Origin of the sequence: Agrobacterium sp. MCAB5 (assembly GCF_052114365.1) — a bacterium.
In the GTDB taxonomy this organism is placed as follows: Bacteria; Pseudomonadota; Alphaproteobacteria; order Rhizobiales; family Rhizobiaceae; genus Agrobacterium; species Agrobacterium tumefaciens.
Genome location: NZ_JBFREP010000011.1, coordinates 122,930 through 144,860, shown reverse-complemented (window position 1 = coordinate 144,860; position 21,931 = coordinate 122,930). Strand labels below are relative to the sequence as shown.

20 protein-coding genes are annotated in these 21,931 nt (G+C 58.7%); 12 read left to right on the top strand and 8 right to left on the bottom strand.

The window, feature by feature from the left end; translation table 11 throughout:
* The first annotated feature begins 1 nt into the window (after position 1).
* The 6 genes from glgA to AB4Z23_RS22010 all read left to right on the top strand — a co-directional run bounded on the left by glgA (position 2) and on the right by AB4Z23_RS22010 (position 7,537).
* Positions 2–1,444 carry a glycogen synthase GlgA gene (gene glgA, locus AB4Z23_RS22035; RefSeq protein WP_004431807.1) on the top strand — a complete coding sequence of 481 codons (1,443 nt, stop codon included), beginning with the start codon at positions 2–4 and terminating at the stop codon, positions 1,442–1,444.
* Between the two features lie 4 nt (positions 1,445–1,448).
* Positions 1,449–3,077, top strand: coding sequence for an alpha-D-glucose phosphate-specific phosphoglucomutase (locus AB4Z23_RS22030; RefSeq protein WP_004431805.1), 1,629 nt, complete (start codon positions 1,449–1,451; stop codon positions 3,075–3,077).
* 133 nt (positions 3,078–3,210) lie between these two features.
* Entirely contained in the window at positions 3,211–5,166 is a 1,956-nt protein-coding gene (glgX, locus tag AB4Z23_RS22025; protein ID WP_441360770.1) for a glycogen debranching protein GlgX, read from the top strand.
* 54 nt (positions 5,167–5,220) lie between these two features.
* A complete protein-coding gene (locus tag AB4Z23_RS22020) occupies positions 5,221–5,709 on the top strand; it encodes a MaoC family dehydratase (protein WP_441360769.1) in 489 nt (162 codons plus the stop codon).
* Between the two features lie 30 nt (positions 5,710–5,739).
* The gene (locus AB4Z23_RS22015; RefSeq protein WP_309509976.1) at positions 5,740–6,468 is read left to right on the top strand and encodes a transporter substrate-binding domain-containing protein; all 729 of its coding nucleotides are present in this window, start codon (positions 5,740–5,742) and stop codon (positions 6,466–6,468) included.
* Between the two features lie 28 nt (positions 6,469–6,496).
* A complete protein-coding gene (locus tag AB4Z23_RS22010) occupies positions 6,497–7,537 on the top strand; it encodes a DUF2332 domain-containing protein (RefSeq protein ID WP_035199923.1) in 1,041 nt (346 codons plus the stop codon).
* Here AB4Z23_RS22010 and AB4Z23_RS22005 read toward each other — a convergent pair.
* From AB4Z23_RS22005 to AB4Z23_RS21985, 5 genes are read right to left on the bottom strand one after another with little or no spacing between them, the layout of a single operon-like run.
* A complete protein-coding gene (locus tag AB4Z23_RS22005; RefSeq protein WP_004431791.1) occupies positions 7,534–8,088 on the bottom strand; it encodes a sarcosine oxidase subunit gamma in 555 nt (184 codons plus the stop codon). The two genes, AB4Z23_RS22010 and AB4Z23_RS22005, sit on opposite strands and share 4 nt — an antisense overlap.
* Positions 8,081–11,041 (bottom strand): sarcosine oxidase subunit alpha, encoded by a 2,961-nt coding sequence (locus AB4Z23_RS22000; RefSeq protein WP_441360768.1) that lies wholly within the window; start codon positions 11,039–11,041, stop codon positions 8,081–8,083. Before AB4Z23_RS22000 ends, AB4Z23_RS22005 begins: the two co-directional genes overlap by 8 nt.
* Positions 11,038–11,352: a sarcosine oxidase subunit delta gene (locus AB4Z23_RS21995; RefSeq protein WP_441360767.1), complete on the bottom strand. Its 315-nt coding sequence runs from the start codon at positions 11,350–11,352 to the stop codon at positions 11,038–11,040. The genes AB4Z23_RS22000 and AB4Z23_RS21995 overlap by 4 nt, the downstream gene beginning before the upstream one ends.
* A gap of 13 nt (positions 11,353–11,365) precedes the next feature.
* Entirely contained in the window at positions 11,366–11,776 is a 411-nt protein-coding gene (locus AB4Z23_RS21990; protein ID WP_004431784.1) for a hypothetical protein, read from the bottom strand.
* Entirely contained in the window at positions 11,776–13,029 is a 1,254-nt protein-coding gene (locus AB4Z23_RS21985) for a sarcosine oxidase subunit beta family protein (RefSeq protein WP_004431781.1), read from the bottom strand. Before AB4Z23_RS21985 ends, AB4Z23_RS21990 begins: the two co-directional genes overlap by 1 nt.
* 315 nt (positions 13,030–13,344) lie before the next feature.
* Here AB4Z23_RS21985 and rpsU point away from each other — a divergent pair, with 315 nt between their 5' ends.
* Entirely contained in the window at positions 13,345–13,572 is a 228-nt protein-coding gene (gene rpsU / locus AB4Z23_RS21980) for a 30S ribosomal protein S21 (RefSeq protein ID WP_003498359.1), read from the top strand.
* A 121-nt stretch (positions 13,573–13,693) separates the two neighbouring features.
* Positions 13,694–14,590, top strand: a complete 897-nt coding sequence (locus AB4Z23_RS21975; RefSeq protein WP_004431770.1) for a tetratricopeptide repeat protein — start codon at positions 13,694–13,696, stop codon at positions 14,588–14,590.
* Positions 14,591–14,663: 73 nt separating this feature from the next.
* On the opposite strand, the gene AB4Z23_RS21970 is transcribed toward AB4Z23_RS21975, so the two are convergent.
* Positions 14,664–14,930: a DUF6074 family protein gene (locus AB4Z23_RS21970; protein ID WP_004431768.1), complete on the bottom strand. Its 267-nt coding sequence runs from the start codon at positions 14,928–14,930 to the stop codon at positions 14,664–14,666.
* Positions 14,931–15,268: 338 nt separating this feature from the next.
* Here AB4Z23_RS21970 and AB4Z23_RS21965 point away from each other — a divergent pair, with 338 nt between their 5' ends.
* A complete protein-coding gene (locus AB4Z23_RS21965; RefSeq protein ID WP_441360794.1) occupies positions 15,269–15,547 on the top strand; it encodes an exopolysaccharide production repressor protein in 279 nt (92 codons plus the stop codon).
* Between the two features lie 110 nt (positions 15,548–15,657).
* On the top strand, positions 15,658–16,647 hold the full coding sequence (locus AB4Z23_RS21960) for a glycosyltransferase family 2 protein (protein ID WP_441360766.1): 990 nt from the start codon (positions 15,658–15,660) through the stop codon (positions 16,645–16,647).
* Positions 16,648–16,839: 192 nt separating this feature from the next.
* On the opposite strand, the gene AB4Z23_RS21955 is transcribed toward AB4Z23_RS21960, so the two are convergent.
* Positions 16,840–17,793 (bottom strand): polysaccharide pyruvyl transferase family protein, encoded by a 954-nt coding sequence (locus AB4Z23_RS21955; RefSeq protein ID WP_004431759.1) that lies wholly within the window; start codon positions 17,791–17,793, stop codon positions 16,840–16,842.
* Between the two features lie 51 nt (positions 17,794–17,844).
* Positions 17,845–18,810, bottom strand: a complete 966-nt coding sequence (locus tag AB4Z23_RS21950) for a glycosyltransferase family 2 protein (RefSeq protein WP_004431756.1) — start codon at positions 18,808–18,810, stop codon at positions 17,845–17,847.
* Between the two features lie 119 nt (positions 18,811–18,929).
* Here AB4Z23_RS21950 and AB4Z23_RS21945 point away from each other — a divergent pair, with 119 nt between their 5' ends.
* Together AB4Z23_RS21945 and AB4Z23_RS21940 are read left to right on the top strand one after the other, a co-directional pair.
* Complete coding sequence (locus tag AB4Z23_RS21945; protein ID WP_025595239.1) at positions 18,930–20,408, top strand: lipopolysaccharide biosynthesis protein; 1,479 nt, start codon at positions 18,930–18,932, stop codon at positions 20,406–20,408.
* Positions 20,409–20,779: 371 nt separating this feature from the next.
* On the top strand, positions 20,780–21,928 hold the full coding sequence (locus AB4Z23_RS21940; RefSeq protein WP_004431750.1) for an acyltransferase family protein: 1,149 nt from the start codon (positions 20,780–20,782) through the stop codon (positions 21,926–21,928).
* The last annotated feature ends 3 nt before the right edge of the window (positions 21,929–21,931 follow it).

Sequence of the window (21,931 nt, the reverse complement as noted above, 5' to 3'; positions counted from 1 at the left end):
CATGAATGTCCTTTCGGTTTCATCCGAAATTTATCCCCTGATCAAGACCGGAGGGCTCGCCGACGTTACCGGCGCCCTCCCCATCGCGCTCGAAGCCTATGGCGTGAGAACGCGCACATTGATACCCGGATATCCGGCGGTGAAAGCCGCCGTGACGGACCCCGTCAAATGTTTTGAGTTCACCGATCTGCTTGGCGAAAAGGCCGATCTGCTCGAAGTCCAACATGAGGGGCTAGACCTTCTGATCCTTGACGCGCCCGCCTATTACGAGCGTTCCGGCGGCCCCTATCTCGGCCAGACCGGCAAGGATTATCCTGATAACTGGAAGCGCTTTGCGGCGCTCTCGCTGGCAGCGGCACGAATCGGCGCCGGTGTGCTTCCCGGCTGGCGGCCGGATATGGTGCACGCCCATGACTGGCAGGCAGCGATGACCCCGGTCTATATGCGTTATGCCGAAACGCCGGAGATTCCGAGCCTTCTCACCATCCACAACATTGCTTTTCAGGGTCAGTTCGGGGCCAACATCTTCAGCAAGCTCGAATTGCCCGCCCACGCCTTCGGCATGGAAGGCATCGAATATTATAACGATGTCAGCTTCCTCAAGGGCGGCTTGCAGACGGCAACCGCGCTCAGCACGGTCAGCCCATCCTATGCGGAAGAAATCCTGACCGCGGAATTCGGCATGGGGCTGCAAGGGGTGATCGGCAGCCGCGCCCATGTGCTGCACGGTATCGTCAACGGCATTGACGCCGATGTCTGGAACCCGGCCACCGACCATCTGATCCACGACAACTATTCCGCCACCAATCTCAAGAACCGCGCGCTGAACAAGAAGGCCGTCGCAGAACATTTCCGCATCGACCAGGATGACAGCCCGCTTTTCTGCGTCATATCCCGCCTCACCTGGCAGAAGGGCATCGATCTGATGGCGGAAGCCGTGGACGAGATCGTTTCCCTCGGCGGCCGTCTGGTTGTGCTGGGCGCCGGCGATGTGGCATTGGAAGGCGCGCTACTGGCGGCGGCATCCCGCCACCATGGCCGCGTCGGTGTCGCCATCGGTTATAATGAGCCGCTATCGCATCTGATGCAGGCGGGTTGCGATGCGATCATCATCCCCTCACGCTTCGAGCCCTGCGGCCTCACCCAGCTTTACGCGCTGCGTTATGGCTGCGTTCCCGTGGTTGCCCGAACCGGCGGCCTTGCCGATACGGTGATCGACGCCAACCATGCCGCCATCGCCAATAAATCGGCGACCGGTGTACAATTCTCACCCGTCACGCTCGACGGTCTGAAACAGGCGATCCGCCGGACCGTGCGTTATTATCACGACCCGAAACTTTGGACACAAATGCAGAAACTCGGCATGAAATCCGATGTTTCCTGGGAAAAAAGCGCTGCGCTCTACGCCGCGCTTTACAGCCAGCTTATTTCGAGAGGCCATTGAAACAATGATCAAGACCGTTCAGACGACACCCTTTCAGGATCAGAAGCCGGGCACATCCGGCCTGCGCAAGAAGGTGCCCGTCTTCGCCCAGGAAAATTATGCCGAAAACTTCATCCAGTCGATCTTCGACTCGCTTGAGGGCTTTCAGGGCCAGACGCTGGTGATCGGCGGCGATGGCCGTTATTACAACCGCGAAGTCATCCAGAAGGCGATCAAGATGGCGGCCGCCGCCGGTTTCGGCAAGGTGCTGGTCGGTCAGGGCGGCATTCTCTCCACCCCCGCCGCCTCCAATATCATCCGCAAATACAAAGCCTTCGGCGGCATCGTGCTTTCCGCCAGCCATAATCCTGGTGGCCCGACCGAAGATTTCGGCATCAAATACAATATCGGCAATGGCGGCCCAGCGCCGGAGAAGATCACCGACGCGATCTATGCCCGCTCGAAGGTCATCGACAGCTACAAGATTTCCGACGCTGCCGACGTCGATCTCGACAAGGTGGGCAGCTTCAAGGTGGATGAACTGACGGTCGACGTCATCGATCCGGTCGCCGATTATGCCGCTTTGATGGAAGAACTGTTCGATTTTGCCGCCATTCGCGCCCTGATTGCCGGCGGCTTCAAGGTTGTCGTCGATTCCATGAGTGCCGTCACCGGCCCCTATGCCGTGGAAATCATCGAAAAGCGTCTCGGCGCGCCGAAGGGCTCCGTCCGCAACGCAACGCCTCTGCCCGATTTCGGCGGCCACCATCCCGACCCCAACCTGGTGCACGCCAAGGAGCTTTATGACGATGTCATGAGCCCGGAAGGTCCCGATTTCGGCGCGGCGTCGGATGGCGACGGCGACCGCAACATGGTGGTCGGCAAGGGCATGTTTGTCACCCCGTCCGACAGCCTGGCGATCATCGCCGCCAATGCGCGGCTCGCGCCCGGTTATGCCGCCGGCATTTCCGGCATCGCCCGTTCCATGCCGACAAGTGCCGCAGCCGACCGCGTCGCCGAAAAGCTTGGGCTTGGCATGTACGAGACGCCAACCGGCTGGAAATTTTTCGGCAACCTCATGGATGCCGGCAAGGTTACAATCTGCGGTGAGGAAAGCTTCGGCACCGGCTCCAACCACGTGCGCGAAAAGGATGGCCTGTGGGCCGTGCTCTACTGGCTGAACATTGTCGCCGCCCGCAAGGAAAGCGTGAAGGACATCGTTACCAAGCACTGGGCCGAATATGGGCGCAACTATTATTCCCGCCACGATTATGAGGAAGTGGATTCGGACGCAGCAAACACTCTGGTGGCCATCCTGCGCGAAAAACTCGCAACACTTCCCGGCACCAGCTACGGCAATCTTAAGGTCGCAGCTGCTGATGATTTCGCCTATCTCGACCCGGTCGACCAGTCCGTCAGCAAGAACCAGGGTATCCGCATCCTGTTCGAAGGTGGTTCGCGCATCGTGCTGCGCCTTTCCGGCACGGGCACTGCGGGCGCAACGCTCAGACTTTACGTCGAGCGCTATGAGCCGGATGCGGCCCGTCACGGCATCGAAACGCAGGCGGCGCTTGCCGACCTTATTTCCGTTGCCGATACGATCGCCGGCATCAAGGCCCATACCGGCCGCAACGAACCGACCGTCATCACGTAAGGTTTTGCATTGCACGCACCGTTTCCGGCAACGGGCATAGCGAAAAACTTGGCAGGCGGCCATGAGGCCGCCTGAGGTTACTGACTAACCTCCCCGCCAGACTCGATATCATCATCTTCCGGAGAGAGAGACCATGCAGAAACCAGCCGTTTTCCCCAAAGGCGTAACCCAGACGGAAAACGGAACGGAATTTGCGGTCTATTCCCGGCACGCCTCACAAATCGACCTTTGCCTTTTTGATGCGACGGGCGAAAAAGAGACGGCGCGTTTGCCAATGAGGCGCGATGAGAATGACATTCACCGGCTGACAGTTGCCGAGACCGGCCCCGTTGCGCGATATGGCTACCGCGCCGACGGCATTTATGCCCCCGAACATGGCTTGTGGTTCGACCCCGCAAAACTGCTGCTCGACCCCTATGCCACGGAGATAGACCGGCCATTCCGGCATGATGCCGCGCTTTTGGCCTATGGCGAAGACACGGGCGCGATCATGCCAAAGGCGATCCTGTCGCAATATGAGCAGGTCAGGCGCCAGCCGCCACGCTTTGCCGAAGGCGGGCTGATTTACGAACTCGCGGTTAAATCCTTCACCAAATTGCATCCTGCCGTGCCGGAAGAGCTGAGAGGCACGGTGGCAGCGCTGGCTCATCCTGCCATTATCGCGCATTTGAAAAAAATCGGTGTCGATGCGGTGGAGCTGATGCCGATCACCGCCTGGATCGACGAGCGCCACCTGCCGCCGCTTGGCCTTTCGAATGCATGGGGATACAATCCCGTCGGCTTCATGGCGCTCGATCCGCGCCTCTGCCCCGGCGGAGTGCGGGAGCTGCGCGACACGGTTGCAGCCCTGCACGCGCAAGGCATTGGCGTCATTCTCGATCTGGTCTTCAACCATACGGGTGAAAGCGACAGCGAAGGCTCCATCCTGTCTTTGCGCGGACTGGACAATCTCACCGCTTTCCGTCACCCGGAAGGAAAGCCGGGCGTGCTGGTCAATGACACCGGCACCGGCAACACGGTGGCCTGCGATCATCCCTATGTGCGCCAGCTCATTATCGATTCCCTGAGGCATTTCGTTCTCAATGCCGGTATCGATGGCTTCCGTTTCGATCTCGCGCCCATATTGGGACGAACGGCTAGTGGCTTCGACATGGCCAGCGAAACGCTTGCCGCCATGCACTCTGACCCGGTACTATACGACCGCGTGCTGATCGCCGAACCATGGGATATCGGCCCCGGCGGCTATCAGCTCGGCAATTTTCCGGAGAGCTTTCTGGAATGGAACGACCGCGCCCGCGACGACATGCGCCGGTTCTGGCGCGGCGATGCGGGAACGACCGGGGCGCTGGCCAATGCGCTTTCCGGCTCTTCGCCGATCTTTTCCCGCCATGGACGTTCGAAAAGCCGCAGCGTCAATTTCCTTGCCGCCCATGACGGTTTCACCCTGTTCGATCTCGTCAGCCACGAACACAAGCACAATGAGAAAAACGGCGAGAACAATCGCGACGGGCATAATGAAAATCATTCCTGGAACAATGGTTTGGAGGGATTGACGGACGATCCTGCCGTCGTGGCCGCCCGCCACGCGGATGTGAAAGCGCTGCTTTCCACGCTCTTCGTCAGTCGCGGCACGTTGATGCTGACCGCCGGCGATGAGGGTGGCCGCAGCCAGTATGGCAATAACAATGCCTATTGCCAGGACAACGAGATAACGTGGGTCGACTGGTCGTCGCTCTCCCAGGAGCTGACTGACCACACGGCATTTCTTGCCGCACTTCGCAAACGCTTCGGCGTGTTTTCGCAAACCGAGTTTTTCTCCGGCAACGGCGATGTGGCATGGCTTGCCCCCGGCGGAGAACCGATGACGGTCGCGGAATGGGAAAGGCCGGACATGCCGGCTTTCGCCATGGTGCTTGCCACGCCGGACCACGAGACCGAAAACGACGCGGAGCTTGCCGTGCTCATCAACCGCAGCCATGAGATCGTGCCCTTCACCCTGCCGGGCGACGACTGGCAAGCGATGGGCACGGATTTCGGCAATCCGGCCTTCCTGCCTGCCCGCTCGGTGGTGTTTTATCTGCGCGGTTGATCGCTTGGCCCCGGCACCTTTATAAGTTCCGAAAGGCAATCGAGAAGAGGTAACATGGCAAAGGAAATAGCGCTGGCGGAAATGAAAAATTTCGTCGGCACGGAGCTGGGCGTTTCCGACTGGATCACCGTCGACCAGACAATGATCGACGCCTTCGCAAAAGCGACGCTGGACGAACAGTTCATCCACACCGACCCGGAACGCGCCAAGGCGGAAAGCCCCTTTGGCGGCACYATCGCGCATGGGTTCCTGACGCTCTCGCTGCTTTCGGCTCTGAATTACGATGCCCTGCCCCGCATTCGCGAAACGACCATGGGCATCAACTACGGCTTTGACGCCGTCCGCTTCGTCACGCCGGTCAAAAGCGGAGCACGGGTGCGTGGCCGTTTCACTTTGGCTGAGGCGCGGTTTCGCGGCGCCGCCATGATGGTGACGACCTATGATGTTACGGTGGAGATAGAAAACGAGAAAAAACCGGCGCTCACTGCCCGCTGGACAACCATCACCCAGTTCAACCCCGAGGACAGGCCGCAAGACGCCTGATGGCGAAGTAAATCCCAATTTGAGATCGGAGTGTCTGTGAGATTCGCATATTTGATAGAACCTCCGTTCAACTACAGGAACGAATGCGGCGATGTGACCGGGTGCGATGTGGAGTTGGCGCGAGTCATTCTAGCCATGATCGGTATTCATGACATTGAATTCATCGAAGCCGAGTTCTCGCAATTGTTGCCTGGGCTGAACGAAAACCTTTGGGATATGACTACTGGCCTCTTCGATACCGCTGAACGCAGAAAGATCGTGACGTTCAGCCATCCCATCTGGGCGTTGCCTGATGGACTGTTGGTGAGGAAGGGCAACCTCAGAGATCTGGACGGATACGCATCGGCAGCAAAAAATCCGGAATGTACGCTGGTCGCGATCCGTGATCAGATCCAACATCGCGCAATTATGGAAGCGGGCGTGCCCGATGACCGCATTCTCATTTGCGAGACCTACGACGAGGCCGCTCAGGCCGTATTGGATGGGCGTGCCGACGCCTATGCCAGCGTGGCCATGGCCCATCTCGGTTTTATGCAGCAAAATCCAGAGCTCGATTTGGAAGTTGTCTCCGTTTTACCGAAAGAGAGACCAGCAGCCTCAGGCGCATTTGCTTTCCGCCAATCCGACCGGGAACTCCAGAGCGCGGTCGATGCGGCGCTTCTTTGTTATATCGGATCAGACGAGCACCGTGTGCTGATGCGCAATTTTGGTTTTGATGATCAAGCCCTCGTCAACCGCGAGGCCAGTCTGGCAAAGTAACGCCAGACTGCGCAAAGGAGACGGCCCAATGCATGATGAAGCCGTAAGAGACGCGTTTCTCGCACAGGCAAGAGCCTGCGACAGCCTCGGTTCGCCCTTTACCGCACGGCTTTGCCGCGCGGTGGCGGCGCGGCTGGATCGCCAGACGGACGTTGGCGAGATGATTTTGTCCTGGCCTGGCGATGTCGGCCCGTCCGGCGATTCCGTCCCACTGCGGCTTGCCGGTGCCCTGCATGCGCTTGTCATCGAGGACAAGATCACTCCTCTTGTCGATATAGCACCCGAAGACGAGAATGCGCTCTGGCAGGCTTGCGCAAGTGCCTTGCGCTTCCATTCGGGCTTCATCCTCGAAAGACTGAAATCGCCGCCGCAGACCAACGAAGTCCGCCGTTCCGCTGTGCTGCTGCCGGGTTTTCTTTCCATTGCGGAGCTTTTTGGCAAGCCGATGGTCCTTTCAGAGGTCGGCGCCAGCGCCGGTCTGAACCTGCAATTTGACCGCTACCAGTATCGTCTTGGCGATCTTGCCTGGGGCAGGCAATCCGAAGTGTCCATGTCGCCGGAATGGCGCGGAGACACCCCGCCCGACAAGCGGATAGAGGTCATCGAGCGCGCCGGCTGCGATCTTAACCCACTCGATCCGTCGTCTGCCGAGGACCGGTTGCGGCTGATGTCATATGTCTGGGCCGATCAGACCGACAGGCTGGAGCGCACGGCGGCCGCCCTGCGTATTGCGGTGGAGAACGGCTTGCACGTTGAAAAGGCTGACGCAATTGACTGGCTGCAACGCCGCCTTGCCGCGCAACATTCGGGCGCTGCCCATGTGGTCTACCATTCTGTCGCCTGGCAATATCTTCCCGATGCGCTGAAAGAGGCCGGCGAAACGCTGATCGCCGAGGCTGGAAGCCGTGCCACCCCTGAGGCTCCGCTTGCCCGCCTGCAGATGGAGGCAGATACGACGCCGGGAAGCGCCGCAATCACCCTGCAAATCTGGCCGACCGGTAAGAAACAGGAAATCGGCCGCGCCGATTTCCATGGGCGATGGGTGGAATGGCAGGGGTGGAAAAGCTAGACCGCCACATCCTGCGCCGCTTCCTGCAACAGGCCGCCGACATATTCGGCGAAGGAGCGCCAGCACTCTACCCGGAACGTATCGTCAGCCACGCGCAGCAGCACCACTTCCGCCTTGCCGAAAACCGTTCGCGAGCAGGCGCCGATCGGGAACTGTGCGATAGACAGATCCTGCGGGCAACCGGCGTTCAGGGCTACCTCCGCGCCGGGGCCGGAAACGATGACAGCCGTGTTGCGGTGGGAAACGTCGGTCGCCGAAAACAGGCCGGGAACGGTGGCGAGCGCCGCCATCAGGTCGCTTTCGCCCTGATCGATCACCAGCCATTCGTCCGGACCAAGCCAGAGAGCGGAGCGCAAACCCGATGTGACAGAGCTTTTCGGGCTGTTGGGCAATAACAGGCCGAGTGCATCCGAGAGGGCCGGCAGTGCGCTTTCCCTTGCGCGCAGCGACAGCCGCGACGCCGAGGCGGCGGGCTTCAGCGAGACGAAGGGCGAACCACCGTGGAAATCCTCGAGTACGGATTTGCGTTTTGCGTGAAGTGTGTCAGCCATTGAGACGGGCTCCTTCCTTGTCGAGGAAGACCATGTCGGTCACTTCGACGGCAATTGTTTTATCGGCAAGCGGGATGTAGAGCGTTTCGCCTATGCGCGCCCTGCCATCCGCCACCAGCGCAAAGGCGATGGAGTGGCCGAGATTTTCCGACCAGTAGGCGGAAGTGACATGGCCGAGCATGGTCATGGGTTTCGGCTGGTTTGGATCAGCAACGATCTGGCCACCCTCTTCGGGAACAGTCAGCCGGTCCTTCGTCTTGAGGCCCACAAGCTGCTTTCGACCGGAGCGCATGAGATCCGGGCGTTTCAGACCGCGAATACCGACGAAATCCGTCTTCTTCTTGGAAACGGCCCAGGCAAGCCCGGCATCGTCAGGCGTCACGGTGCCGTCGGTATCCTGTCCGACGATGATGTAACCCTTTTCGGCACGTAGGATGTGCATGGTCTCGGTGCCATAAAGGCAGCCGCCCACCGCTTCGGCCCGTTCGCGGATCGCGGTCCAGACGGCAGCGCCGTAATCGGCCGGAACGTTGATTTCGAAACCAAGCTCACCCGTGAATGATACACGGAAGAGACGCGTGGGCACACCGCAGAAGGTGCCTTCCGCGACCGCCATATGCGGGAAGGCTTCGGGCGAAATATCGATACCCTCGACRAAAGGYGCGATCACCTCGCGCGCTTTCGGTCCCTGCACCGCAATCACCGCCCATTGTTCGGTCGCCGATGTCAGCCAGACATTCAGCTCGGGGAATTCGGTCTGGAGATAATCCTCCATGTGCTGGAGAACGCGCGGTGCGCCGCCCGTCGTCGTCGTCACATGGAAACGGTCCTCGGAAAGACGGCCGACAACACCGTCATCGTAAACGAAACCGTCCTCGCGCGTCATGATGCCATAGCGGCAACGGCCGGGTTTCAGTGTGTCCCAGGCATTTGTGTAGATGAGGTTCAGGAACTTAGCCGCATCGGGGCCGACCACCTCGATCTTGCCGAGCGTGGAGGCATCGAACACACCGACGCTTGTCCGCACCGTCTTGCATTCGCGGTTGAGCGCCTCGTGCATATCCTCACCGCCGCGCGGGAAGAACCATGCGCGCTTCCAGTTGCCGACATCCTCGAAAAGGGCGCCTGCCGCAGCCTCTTCGTCATGCATCGGCGTCTTKCGGGTCGGGTCGAACAGCGCACCGCGCGAATGGTTGATGAGCGTGCCGAAGGTGACCGGCGTATAGGGTTGGCGGAAAGTGGTGAGACCGACCTTCGGCAGATCCCGCCCAAGCGCTTCCGAGGCAATGGCAAGGCCATGCATGTTGGACATCTTGCCCTGATCGGACGCCATGCCATTGGTGGTGAAGCGCTTGATGTGCTCGACCGAATGCATGCCTTCACGCACGGCCAGGCGAATATCCTTGGCGCAGACATCGTGCTGGAAATCGATGAAGGCCTTGACGCCGGTGCCTTCGCCTGCACCTTCCGCAGCGCCGATCATGCCGCCGGTCCAGGCGCGCGCATTCTCACCGGAGAATTCCGCTGCACCGCCACCTGCGGCAGCAGCCTCGGCGATCAATGCGGCGAGATYGTCCGTGCCGTTGCAGGCGCCGACTGACACACAATTCTGCACATGGATGTCAGGCAGGAACCGCTGGTTTGCCGCGTCAAACTTCAGCTTGCCGCGCGATTGCGAGAAGAGATGCACCGAAGGCGTCCAGCCCGCCGAAACGACGAGCGCGTCGATGGCAATCTTGCGCTTGTTAGAGCCGCCATTGCGGCCAACGCTCATGGAAGAAACGCGCAGCCGCCCTGACGTATCGTAAACACTGTGACCCGCCAGTACCTCGATGCCCAGCGCCCGCGCCTCGTCCAGCAGCCGCCGATCGGGGTTCTCGCGGCAATCCACGATAGCGGCGATCTTCACACCCGCTTTCTTGAGATCGAATGCCGTCTCATAGGCAGAATCATGGGCAGTATAGACACCGACATTATTGCCGACGGTCACGCCGTAATGGTTGAGATAGATGCGCGCAGCAGAAGCCAGCATGATGCCGGGACGATCATTATTGGCAAAGACCATGTGCCGCTCGATCGCGCCTGCCGCCAGAACGACCTTCTTGGMGCGGACCTGCCACAGTCTTTCACGTGGCTGGTGTTTGGCCGGCGTGGCGAGGTGATCGGTCACACGCTCGGCCAGCGCCACGAAATTGTGGTTGTAATAACCGAACGCTGTCGTGCGGGTCAGAACACGCACATTGGGCAGCGATCTCAGTTCAGTGAGAACTTTTTGCGCCCAGTCATATCCGGACAGGCCGTCGATGACCGCACCGGTGTCAAAACGCAGCGCGCCGCCAACTTCGGCATTCTCATCAACCAGAATGACGCTGGCGCCGGTTTTTGCAGCGGCGAGCGCCGCTGTCAGCCCGGCCACACCGCCACCGGCCACCAGCACGTCGCAATGGGCATAGCGGCCGGAATAATGATCCGCATCCGGCTCGGTCGGCGCCTTGCCGAGACCGGCTGCGCGACGGATGATCGGTTCATAAATCTTGTGCCACGCGGCCTTCGGCCACATGAAGGTCTTATAGTAGAAACCAGCCGCAAACATCGGAGACAGGAAATCGTTGATCGCACTGATATCGAAGGACAGCGACGGAAAGCGGTTCTGCGAGGCGATGATRGCGCCRTCGAAYACATCCTGCACCGTGGCGCGMACATTCGGCTGCTTGCGCAGGCTGTCACGCGAYACGTCGATCAGCGCATTCGGCTCCTCCGGGCCGGCGGAAAGGAAACCGCGCGGSCGGTGATATTTGAACGAACGGCCRATCAGATGCACGCCATTCGCCAGAAGTGCGGATGCAACSGTGTCGCCTTCCAGCGCCTGATAGATCTTGCCGTCGAAGGTGAAGCGTGCCGTTCTGGCAGGTGTCAGGCGACCGGCGCCCTTGATACGATAATCGCCGCTCATTGCGCAGCTCCCTTTTGGGCGGAAAGAACCGCGTCGCCATCCGGTTTCGGCTCGCCTGCCTTGTAGGTCATCAGGAATTTGTCGCTGACGGAATCGCGGGCGGCGTTGAAAAAGCGGCCGCAACCGTGAATGTGGCGCCAGCGCTCGAAAACGAGGCCTTTGTCATTGTCGCGAATGAAGAAATATTCGGCAAAGGCCTCGTCCGAAATATCGGCAATGTTTTCCGGCCGGGCGATATGGGCTTCGCCCGCCCAGCGAAATTCGAGTTCGGAACGGTCTTCCCGGCAATAAGGGCAATGGATCAGAAGCATCGTGGCTCCACCTTCAAAGAGAACTTTCCGGAAGCATGCTTCCGGCGGGTTGGTCACACAGCCGCTTTCCCATCGCAACGAAGGGGGAAAGCCGCTTCAAGAGCTGCTCGAAATTATCGAATGGTTTCAGCGCCGAGGCCCGACCCATATTGATGATGGCAACCGCCATCATGTCGGTGTCGATCGCGAAGGGCTCGTCCTGCGCACCATTTTCCTTCTCGCCGACGAAATAGACCAGCTTGTCCGCGAGACTCGGCGCGCAGAGCAAAAGGCCTTTTTCAGCCACGAAAGGCCAGTCGCGTTCACCCTGCATTCTCTGGATTTTCTGGCTACGAAAATCCCCCATCTCGGGGATGAGATTGCCCGCCGGCACGACCGCCGCCGCAACACCCATGTTTGCCGAAAGCATAACCGCCGCCAGCATCAGTGCGCCACGGCGGCGGCAGCGGCCTCGTCGATGAGGCGTCCGGTGCGGAAACGATCGAGCGTCAGCCCCGCCGCCAGACGGTGCGGTTCGCCGCGCGCGATGAGATGCGCAAACAGATTGGCCGAGCCCGGTGTCGCCTTGAAACCACCCGTGCCCCAGCCGCAATTGACAAAGAGATTTGGCACCGGCGTCACACTCTGAATGGCGGAGCGATCGGGTGTGTTGTCGGTAATGCCGCCCCATTGGCGCATCATCTTGACGCGGCGGAAAATCGGGAACAGCTCGCAGATGGCGTCAAGCGTATGCGTGATGATCTGCAGGCCGCCAGTCTGGGAGTAGGAATTATACTGGTCGGTGCCAGCACCGATGACCAGCTCGCCCTTGTCCGACTGGGAGATATAGGCATGCACCGTATTGGACATGACGACACAGGGGAAGATCGGCTTCAGCGGCTCTGATACCAGCGCCTGYAACGGGTTGGAATGCAGAGGCACACGCACATCCGCCATTTTCATCAGAACGGAGGAGTGACCGGCGGCGGAAACGCCGATTTTCTTTGCGCCAATGAAACCGCGATTGGTCTCGACGCCCGTGACCGCGCCATCAGGTCCGCGCCTGATGGCCGTGACTTCGCAATTCTGGATAATGTGCACGCCGCGATCGGAAGCCGCACGCGCATAKCCCCAGGCCACCGCATCGTGACGCGCCGTGCCGCCGCGCCGCTGGAGGGCAGCACCGTTGATCGGATAACGCGCATTGCCGGAAATCTCGAGTGGCGGGCAATAGGCCTTGGCCTGTTCCGGCGTCAGCCATTCATTGTCGATGCCATAGAGACGGTTGGCATTGATATGGCGCTTGAAGGACTGCTGGTCGTGAATATTGTGCGACAGCATCATAACGCCGCGCGCCGAATACATGACGTTGTAATTGAGATCCTGGCTCAACCCTTCCCATAATTTCAGGGAATGCTCGTAGATATCCATGCTCTCTTCGTAGAGATAATTGGAGCGGATGATGGTGGTGTTGCGGCCGGTATTGCCACCGCCTAGCCAGCCCTTTTCCAGCACCGCTATATTGGTAATGCCGTGTTCCTTGGCAAGATAATAGGCGGCCCCAAGACCGTGGCCGCCGCCACCGATGATGATGACGTCATATTCCTTGCGCGGCTCGGGCGACGCCCATTGCGCATCCCACCCCTTATGACCCCGCAACGCCTCGCGCGCCACGGCAAAAACGGAATATTTGCGCATTCGCAGTCTGCTCCTCAAGAACCGGCCAGAAGCCGAAAGCATAGCTCCGGCACATATTATACACATGGCAAATCGGCATCGGAGGCAATATCCATTTTGCGACGCCGCAATGCTTTTGTTTCGACATTGCAGGCAGAATGCCGGGATAGCTGGATTTTGGCTGTTGAATATGCGGTACCGTATGGACTTGCTGCAAATGTTCTGATATTGCACGTCACCAATCGCTAGGCTCGACGGCCGAACGAACGATTTTATTTGCGTGCGAATGCCTTTATTCTCACAGCAAGACAACCAAACAAAAGGAACGGGTTTCACGTGCAGGTACTAGTCCGCGACAATAACGTTGATCAGGCGCTTCGCGCTCTCAAGAAAAAGATGCAGCGCGAAGGCATTTTCCGTGAAATGAAAATGCGCGATTATTACGAAAAGCCTTCCCAGAAGCGCGCCCGCGAAAAGGCTGAAGCTGTTCGTCGCGTTCGCAAGCTGGCACGCAAGCGCGCACAGCGCGAAGGTCTGGTTGCAGCTCCGCGCGCAGGCCGTTAATAGGCCGTCTTTTGGACGTTTTTGAATGCTTGTTGGGCGGGGGCGATCAATTCGCCGCCGCTCTTTGTGTTTGTGGCCGGAGAATGATCTTGAGACCGGCCTGCGAGGGAACCCCCACCGAATGACCGCTGTTGATGCCTGTGTTGTGAAAAACTCCGATGCCTCCACGCGCCGGGTGCTCCTGAAAAACAACAAGAGATTCCGTGTTTCACTTGTCGTCTGTACCGTACTTGCCGGTCTTTCCGGCTGCGCTACGTCCAACCAGACTGACGATGTCTTCAGGATCGACCGTGCCCAGGGCTCGCAGGAAAACATTGCCTCGCTCACCTCGGTCATCAACGCCAATCCGCAGGATCCGGAAGGCTATAACGTCCGTGGCTCCGCTTACGGCCGCGCCGGCGATTCGCGCCGCGCCATCGAGGATTTCAACAAGGCGCTGCAACTGAACCCGCGCTTTTATCAGGCCTATGCCAACCGCGCGCTCGTGTATCGCAATTCCGGCCAGCAGCAGCAGGCCTTGCAGGATTACAACGCCGCTTTGCAGATCAATGCGAGCTATGACGTAGCCCTGATCGGCCGTGGCAATCTTTACCGCCAGTCCGGCCGCGTCAACGAAGCTTTCAACGACTTCTCCCGCGCCATCGAACTCGAAACCACCGATGGCCGCGCGTGGCACAATCGTGGCCTGATCTACCAGCTGCGCAACCAGCATGCCCAGGCCATCGAGGACTTCTCCAAGGCCATCTCGCTGTCCTCAACCTCGCCGGAACCCTATAACGGCCGTGGCCTTTCCTATGTCGCGCTGAACGACGACGAAAACGCTTTCGCCGATTTCAACCACGCCATTTCGCTTGATGGCAACGTCGCAGAATCATGGGCCAACCAGGCACTGGTCTATGAGCGCCGCGGCGAGATGGCGAAAGCCGCAAAGTCCTATTCACATGCGGCACGGCTTGATCCGAAATATAAGCCCGCGCTCGACGGCATTGCCCGCACGCGCGGTGCCGGCGCATCCTGATCAAAAACAGATACGAACAGAAAAGCCGGCGGTGCGACACCTGCCGGCTTTTTTATGGGAAACTTTTAAAGCCTCAATGGCTGTCGCGGCGCGCCTCGGGCGTGGCATCCCCCGCCCACAACTCCGCCTGCACCGCATTTTGAAACTCCATGACCTCGCGCCGCATGGCGGCGTCCTCATAGCCGAGGCCCGTCAGATAGGCGGCCAGTTCACGGCACTCCCTGCGCCAGAAATCATTCGCCTCCACACCATGCAGCCGGTCAAGCATGGTTGCGCACCGTTTTACGTTGGCAATACGGTTCTTTGCCGGAAAGGCGATTACTTCCGAATTCGTCGTCACGCGGGCACCTTGCTCTTCGAGGAATCAATACCGACTTTTTAAAGGCTGGATGGTTAACGAAGTCTGCTACGCAGGAGAGAAGGCCGCTAACGCCTTGCAGGGAAGGGTTCTGCAGCCTGTCAGACGCAAGAATCTGCGCTGCCGGAGGACACCGATTCGGGCAAATCGCCGATTACCAAGGAATTTACCAATCAAGATTACCGAAATTTCATGCCGTGGGAGATAGAAGAAGTATATGTGTGTTGAAACAACACCGGTCTCATCGTATATTCTTGCAAAGAAAAAAAATGCCGCAGCGCAGCCAAAAACGGAGAAATCGTTCTCGGGAGGAGAGCACCATGTATGCACCTCGTGTATTTTTCAGCATGATTGGTGCATTGCTTGCCTTTGCGGTCGCTACATATTTCATCCASGGGTCGTTCTATACGGCATTCATCCAGACCCTCATCTGCGCCGTCATTCTGCAAACCGGTTATTTTATTGCACTTCTGGTTCTGGTCGCCCGGGAGAAACGCCGGATGCGCGAAACYTTCGCGCTTGATCGCAGCGCCGAAATCATGACGCCGGACTCGGTAAGCAGCGCCCCGCCACATGGCGCGAAACTGACCGATATGTGACATCTCACGCACATTCTTTTATTGCGCCGCAAAAAAATCACTTGCATCCACACCCCTGACACTTTCTGCTGACCAAATCCTGACGGTTCGTCACAGCAGAAGGACAACACATGGTGAGCGGTTCACAGCCCATTTGCGTCATCATCGCTGCGAAAAATGCATCTGATACGATAGATATCGCCATCCGCTCCGCCCTTGTGGAGCCGGAGGTCGCCGAAGTCATGGTGATCGACGATGGCTCCACCGATACGACCAGCGATGTCGCACATGCGGCGGATGACGGCACCGGCCGCTTGCGGGTCGTGCGATTCGACGTCAATCGTGGCCCTTCGGCCGCCCGCAATCATGCGATCTCGATTTCATCCGCGCCGCTCATCAGCATTCTCGATGCGGACGACTTTTTTTTCAAAGGCCGTTTTGCCGCCATGCTGGAAAATGACGACTGGGATCTGGTGGCCGACAATATCGCCTTCATCCAGCAATCGGTTCCGGGCGCGTCGTCCATGCAGCCGGCCCGCTTCGAACCACAGGCCCGGTTTCTGTCGCTGACGGAGTTCGTGGAAGGCAATATTTCCAGACCCGGCGTGGAACGCGGGGAAACCGGCTTTCTGAAACCGGTGATCCGCCGCGCCTTTCTGGACAAACATGCGTTGCGGTACGACGAGCGCCTGCGTCTCGGCGAAGACTACGAACTTTATACCCGCGCGCTTGCCGCGGGTGCCCGTTACAAGGTCATCCGTCATTGCGGTTACGGGGCGATTGTCCGCGGCAATTCGTTGAGCGGCCGTCACAGCACGGAAGATCTTCGCCGTTTATACGAAGCGGACARGGACATTCTCACCAGCTGCAAGCTGTCGGCCAGCGAGACGGCGATCCTGCTCGAGCACGAAAAACACATCCGCGCGAAATTCGAGCTTCGCCATTTTCTCGATGCGAAAAAGCAGAAAGGGATGGGCGGCGCGTTGAGCCACGCTCTTGCGCGCCTGCCTGCCCTGCCGGCCATCACGCGCGGCATCTGGACCGACAAGACCGCCCGTTTTCGCAAACCGGCGCCGGTTCGGGATATTCGTTATCTGCTGGACGGCACGCCGGTTTCCTGAGGGAAAACCTCCAGCCGCGAGGATGATGGCAAGTTCGATGTTCTCTCATTCGTCGTGCCGGACTAGATCCGGCATCCAGTCATGGCGCGTCTGCGCCATGAAGAGAGTCTTTTGCGATCAAGGACTTGAGCGCGCTGGACCCCGGACCCAGGCCGGGGTGACTGTGTCCGGAATTGCTGAGGCAACCCGCCTTCAGAGATAATCGCGTTTGACCGTTTCCAGAACAGCGGAAAAACGCTCCTTGCGTTCCTCCAGCCTGCCATCCGGGCTGAGACGCGGTTCGGCACGGCTTGCCTGCCAGAGCGCCAGCGTGGAAGGTGCTGCCAGCACTTGCTTGGCCAGTTTGCGCAGCGACAGGGATTGGCTTGCCTGCGGCCGCACCAGCACATCGCCCTCATGCGCCGGACCGGATCCAGCCTCGGCAATGACGGGGGCTGGCGGCGGCGGGAAGCTCATACCCCAGAAACGCGACCCCTTTTTCGCCGCCTCGGCGCGGGTGGAAACTGGCACGTAACGCGGCTGATACTCCACACCGACCGTGCCTGCCCAATCGCTCCACTTGAAACTGTTGATCGAGGGAGATGTGCTCACCGCCACCCATGGCACGCGGAACGCATCGGCAAGAATGGCGCCATGCATGGATTCGGCCACGATAAATTCAGATTGGGCGATGGCGCGGATGACCGACATCGCCTCGCCGCGCGGGTCGAGATAGGTCAGTCCCGCCGGTTCGCAAACCGTTTCCCACATGCCGAATTCCGCCGATTCCCAATGGGGAACGAAGGTTTTCTTGTAGAGTTTCTGCAGGCCTTTGAACTCCGGCATCTCGGTCACCATCACGGCGGGATCGACAATGCCCTTTTCGGGAGAAAGTCCCAATTTGGCTGCGGTTTTTTCGCCGCGCACGCAGCGAATGTCCCAAAATCCGGTGCTTGTATCCGGCACCGCGCCGTAGCCATAACCGCTGCCGATCACAAGCTTGCGCTGCTTTGCGGGCAACAATGTATCATTGAGAACCGTGCCGACACCGACGAGCATCACATCGTCATGCACGTCCCGCAGCCCGGGCAGCAGAAAGTCCCACAGCCACAGATTGAGATCGTCGCCAAAATTTCCGTGATGCGATTCCCAGTGGTAAGGTTTCATGAAGTCACTCCTGGGTGAAAAACATATAAATTCTTGCAGGCAAGAATTCGATCATCTTGTCCGCACTATTTTGCCTGCGCCGAGCTCAAAAGCCGCTCGCAGGAGTGCCGGATCGCGCATCGCCCACTTCAGCAGCAGTCCGAATTCGGGCACCTTGCGCCGTTTCAGATTGCCCGCCTGGCTCCAGAGCGCCTGTTTGCGCGCCGTATTTTTATAGGAAGCGATCGAGGCCACATCGTCCGGCCGCCGCGAAAATCGCCCCTCCAGCGTATCGAGCGCAACCCAGGTATTGAACTGCTGGCGCAGGAATTCCGGCGAGGTATTGTCGATGCTGTGGAAGATATTGACGCCCATTCCGCGCATGGCACCGGCATCGTCACACAGAAGCGTGCGCTTGGATGCGAGGATGGAATCGCAGAAAAACAGCACATCTTCCGCCGCAAGCCGGAGCGCCGGATCGAAGCGTATCTTTTCAAAAAGCGGGCGGCCGATCACCATGCAGGAGAGATGCAAGAAGCTCCAGTTGCGCAGCATCACGCTCGCCAGATCCGGCAGCTCGATCACCAGAGGCCGCTCGGAAAGCCTTGCGGCGCCCTCGTTCTTCTCCAGCTCGGAAATGGCGAAATGATAATAAAATTCGTCACTTGCCTGCATGGATGCCCAATAGCACTCACCGCCAAATGTCTTCAGCGCGAAGGCCGCATTCTGGAGATGATCGGGCGTCCAGATGTCGTCCGAGTCAAGAAATGCGACGTAATCGCTGCCAGCAGGAACGTGGTCGAGACCGGTATTGCGCGCACCACCCGGCCCGCCATTGGCCTGCTTAATGACGAGAATCCGCTCTTTCTGCGCTTGCGAAAGTTCTGCAAGCTCATTGTCTATCGGATATGGCGATTCGTCATCGACGATGACAAGATCGAAATCCTGGTAAGTCTGCGCAAAAACCGATGCGAGCGCACGTCCAAGAATTCCGTGCTGCTTTTGGTAATAGGGAATGACGACAGTAAATCTTGCCATTGTTTCGCCCCTTGCGTTGATCAAGAAGTGTCGGGCCCGATCCTAAAAGCGGCCCCGATGGTATCGGCAACTCCCCACCGGCGTTCCTCCCCGCCGGCCTCCAGAAACAGGATGCTTGTATGCCCCCAGCTCCAAATGTAAAGACCATCACCACGAATGTCGGCTGGAGCGTCTTGTCTAAGACAGGGACATTCGGGCTTAAATTTGTCACCGTTCCCATTCTTGCACGACTGCTGACACCGGAAGAATTTGGTGTGGTTGCAGTCGGCTTAACGGTTGTACAATTCCTGACCATGATAGCCGGAGCGGGGCTGACCTCGGCGCTGATCGTCGAGAAAGAAGAGGATATGGATACAATCCATACCGTTTTCTGGGCAAATCTGGCGATTTCCTGCACCATGGCCGCTGCGCTCTACATTTTCGCGGAGTTCTTCGGTGGGCTTCTGGGTGCGGTGGAAAGTGCCTATCTGCTGCGTATCATGGCCTTTCTCATTCCGTTGCAACTTGCGGGTGATGTCGCCTATTCACTGCTTGCCCGGCGCATGAACTTCAGCCAGGATGCGCTGTGGAGCATGGCGTCTGAAAGCATCGCGGCGGTTGTCGCCGTGGCTATGGCGCTTCTCGGCTTCGGCGTCTGGGCGCTCATCATCCAGCTTTTCGCCGCCGCACTCATCAGGCTTGTCGGGCTATATGCCGTTTCCCGCTATTGCCCGCGTTTCGTCATGAAACCGCGCCGTCTGGTGCCGCTTCTCGGTTTCAGCTCCGGCCTGATGGGATCGGAAATCGCCAATTTCGTCACCTTCCAGTCGCCGATGGTGGTGATCGCCCGGCATCTCGGCCTTGCCGATGCGGGCGCCTATTCCGCCTCCAACCGTTTTGCCAGCATTCCCAATCAGGTCGTGCTGTCGGCCGTCATGGGCGTGCTGTTTCCCGCCTTCAGCCGTATGATGGACGATCCGCAGCGCCGGCGTGATGCCCTGATGTTCAGCACGCAGGTTCTGACCGTCCTGCTTGCGCCGATGATGTTCGGCCTCTGGGCGGTAGCCGAACCGGCCATGCTGGTGATTTTCGGGCAGAACTGGGCTTATGCCTGGCCGGTTCTCGGTCTCCTTGCCCTCTCGAAAGCCATTCTGACCCCATGCAGCACCTTTATCCCCTATCTCAAGGGTGCCGGCTATGGGCGTGTTCTGTTCTGGTCGGCCACGATCCGCGCCATCGTCACCACAGTTGCCGTCTGGGCTGCAGCCGTCTACGGCAGCCTGATCGACGCGATGATTTGGCTCTGCATCGTCAATGCGGTGACGCTGGTTGCCTACTCATGGGCGGTGTTCAAGGCAAGCGATACACCCTTTCTCAGCGGCCTCTATGTCAGCAGCAGACCGATGATTGCAGCGCTGGTCATGGCCGTTTCGGTGCGTTACCTGCTTCACATCATTGCCGAACGCATCCCCAGCGCAACGCTTCAGGTGCTCGTTGGCGCCGCAGTCGGCGGCGTCATCTATGCGGCGCTGATTTTGCTGACCGAACGCGCCCTGCTTGGAAAAATCCTCGGGATGGTCAAATCGCGGCGAATGCGTGAAAACGCAACCCAAGGTTAGTGCCTCGTAACCGAAAGCGCCTCATTTCGGCCGTTAACAGGTCTCACCCGTCACGGATATGTGTTTCGTGACGGCATGGCAAAGCCATTTTTTTGCGGTGCAATATCGCGTACAATGATAATATCGCTTCCTTTGGCGATTTTTAGTGACGACTTAAATCTAGAAAAAATTAAATATTTTCAGTTGCTTAATTTTTTAAAGTCGCACGGAATGCCGGAACGCCAGACAATCACCCGCAATATCTAAGCTTGTGTTTTTCCCGCGTCGCCACATTTTACCCTAAAGTCGAAACCAGACTTACGAGTGCGGGCTTAAGTTCGCTCTGGTTGCAACGCGGCGTGGGTGGACGCCGCCCAATAGGGGTGACTGATGTGACTGTCGATCAGAACCTATCCTCCCGTATCAATTTGATGCGTATATTGCTGATCTCTGGAATCGTGTTCGTCCATGTGCCGCACGATGCCGAAACCAGCCCTTTTCTTGGCCTTTACGGCTTCTTCGACTGGCTGCGTGTTTTTCTGGGCGACGCCCTGTTTCGCATCGGTGTGCCCTGTCTCAGCGCGATATCCGGCTATCTGCTGTTTCGTCGCGGCATGAGCGGGTTCGATTATCCGGCGACGATCCGTTCGAAGTCGAAAACGGTGCTGCTGCCCTTCCTGCTGTGGAATGGCGCGTTGTTTGCCGCAATTTTGCTTATCCAGCTGTTTGACGTTGGTGTGGGTTATTTCCCGGACCTCTGGAACGCCAGCCCGCGTGAAATCATCAGCCATGGCACGGCGCTCGAAGAACTGCCGGTAAACGTGCCGCTTTATTTCCTGCGCGACCTGTTCGTCTGCATCCTGCTGTCGCCGGTGCTCGCATTTCTCATGCGCCGCTTTGCGCTGCCAACGCTCGCTATCCTGCTCTTCATAACCGCCATGCCTGATCTGACGATCTTCATAGTCCAGAAGAAATCGATCCTGTTCAGCTTCTCACTGGGCATCGCACTTGCGCTGCACCGCGTCGATGTCAAGGCACTCGATCCCTACGCCTTCCCGATCATGGCGCTGACCTTTGTCGCTGCGGCCATGCTGGCAACAGGCCTCTATTTCACCGGCCCGGAGTTTACCTTCTGGCTGAACATGTCTCGCAATTTGCTCGCTGTTTTCGGCGCGCTCGGTTTCTGGGCGTCGTCGGCGCTTTTGATCCGCAGCAGGCTCGGCAAGCGGCTTTCCGAAACCGGAAGCCTCAGCTTCTGGATATTCTGCGCTCACTATCCGTTGCTCGTCATCATGTGGATGGTCTGGAACAAGGGCGGACCCGATTTCTACCCCGCCTTCTATGTCATCGCCACGCTGTCCGCCTTTGTCATTCTGGTGGTGAGCAATGCACAAACCCGCAAATACCTGCCGGCCGTCTATGCCGTGCTGACCGGAAGCCGGAACGGCAAACGCAAGACAACGTCCGAATTCGCTGCAAAACGGGCCTCCATGATCGGCCCGCCCACATCCGAAACACTTTATTCGCAACGACAGAGGTGAACC

Bases quoted from the DNA above. Each gene is read 5' to 3' on its own strand.
- glgA (WP_004431807.1), top strand. From the start codon at position 2: ATGAATGTCCTTTCGGTTTCATCCGAAATTTATCCCCTGATCAAGACC.
- AB4Z23_RS22030 (WP_004431805.1), top strand. From the start codon at position 1,449: ATGATCAAGACCGTTCAGACGACACCCTTTCAGGATCAGAAGCCGGGC.
- glgX (WP_441360770.1), top strand. From the start codon at position 3,211: ATGCAGAAACCAGCCGTTTTCCCCAAAGGCGTAACCCAGACGGAAAAC.
- AB4Z23_RS22010 (WP_035199923.1), top strand. From the start codon at position 6,497: ATGCATGATGAAGCCGTAAGAGACGCGTTTCTCGCACAGGCAAGAGCC.
- AB4Z23_RS22005 (WP_004431791.1), bottom strand. From the start codon at position 8,088: ATGGCTGACACACTTCACGCAAAACGCAAATCCGTACTCGAGGATTTC.
- AB4Z23_RS21995 (WP_441360767.1), bottom strand. From the start codon at position 11,352: ATGCTTCTGATCCATTGCCCTTATTGCCGGGAAGACCGTTCCGAACTC.
- AB4Z23_RS21990 (WP_004431784.1), bottom strand. From the start codon at position 11,776: ATGCTGGCGGCGGTTATGCTTTCGGCAAACATGGGTGTTGCGGCGGCG.
- AB4Z23_RS21975 (WP_004431770.1), top strand. From the start codon at position 13,694: ATGACCGCTGTTGATGCCTGTGTTGTGAAAAACTCCGATGCCTCCACG.
- AB4Z23_RS21955 (WP_004431759.1), bottom strand. From the start codon at position 17,793: ATGAAACCTTACCACTGGGAATCGCATCACGGAAATTTTGGCGACGAT.
- AB4Z23_RS21950 (WP_004431756.1), bottom strand. From the start codon at position 18,810: ATGGCAAGATTTACTGTCGTCATTCCCTATTACCAAAAGCAGCACGGA.
- AB4Z23_RS21945 (WP_025595239.1), top strand. From the start codon at position 18,930: ATGCCCCCAGCTCCAAATGTAAAGACCATCACCACGAATGTCGGCTGG.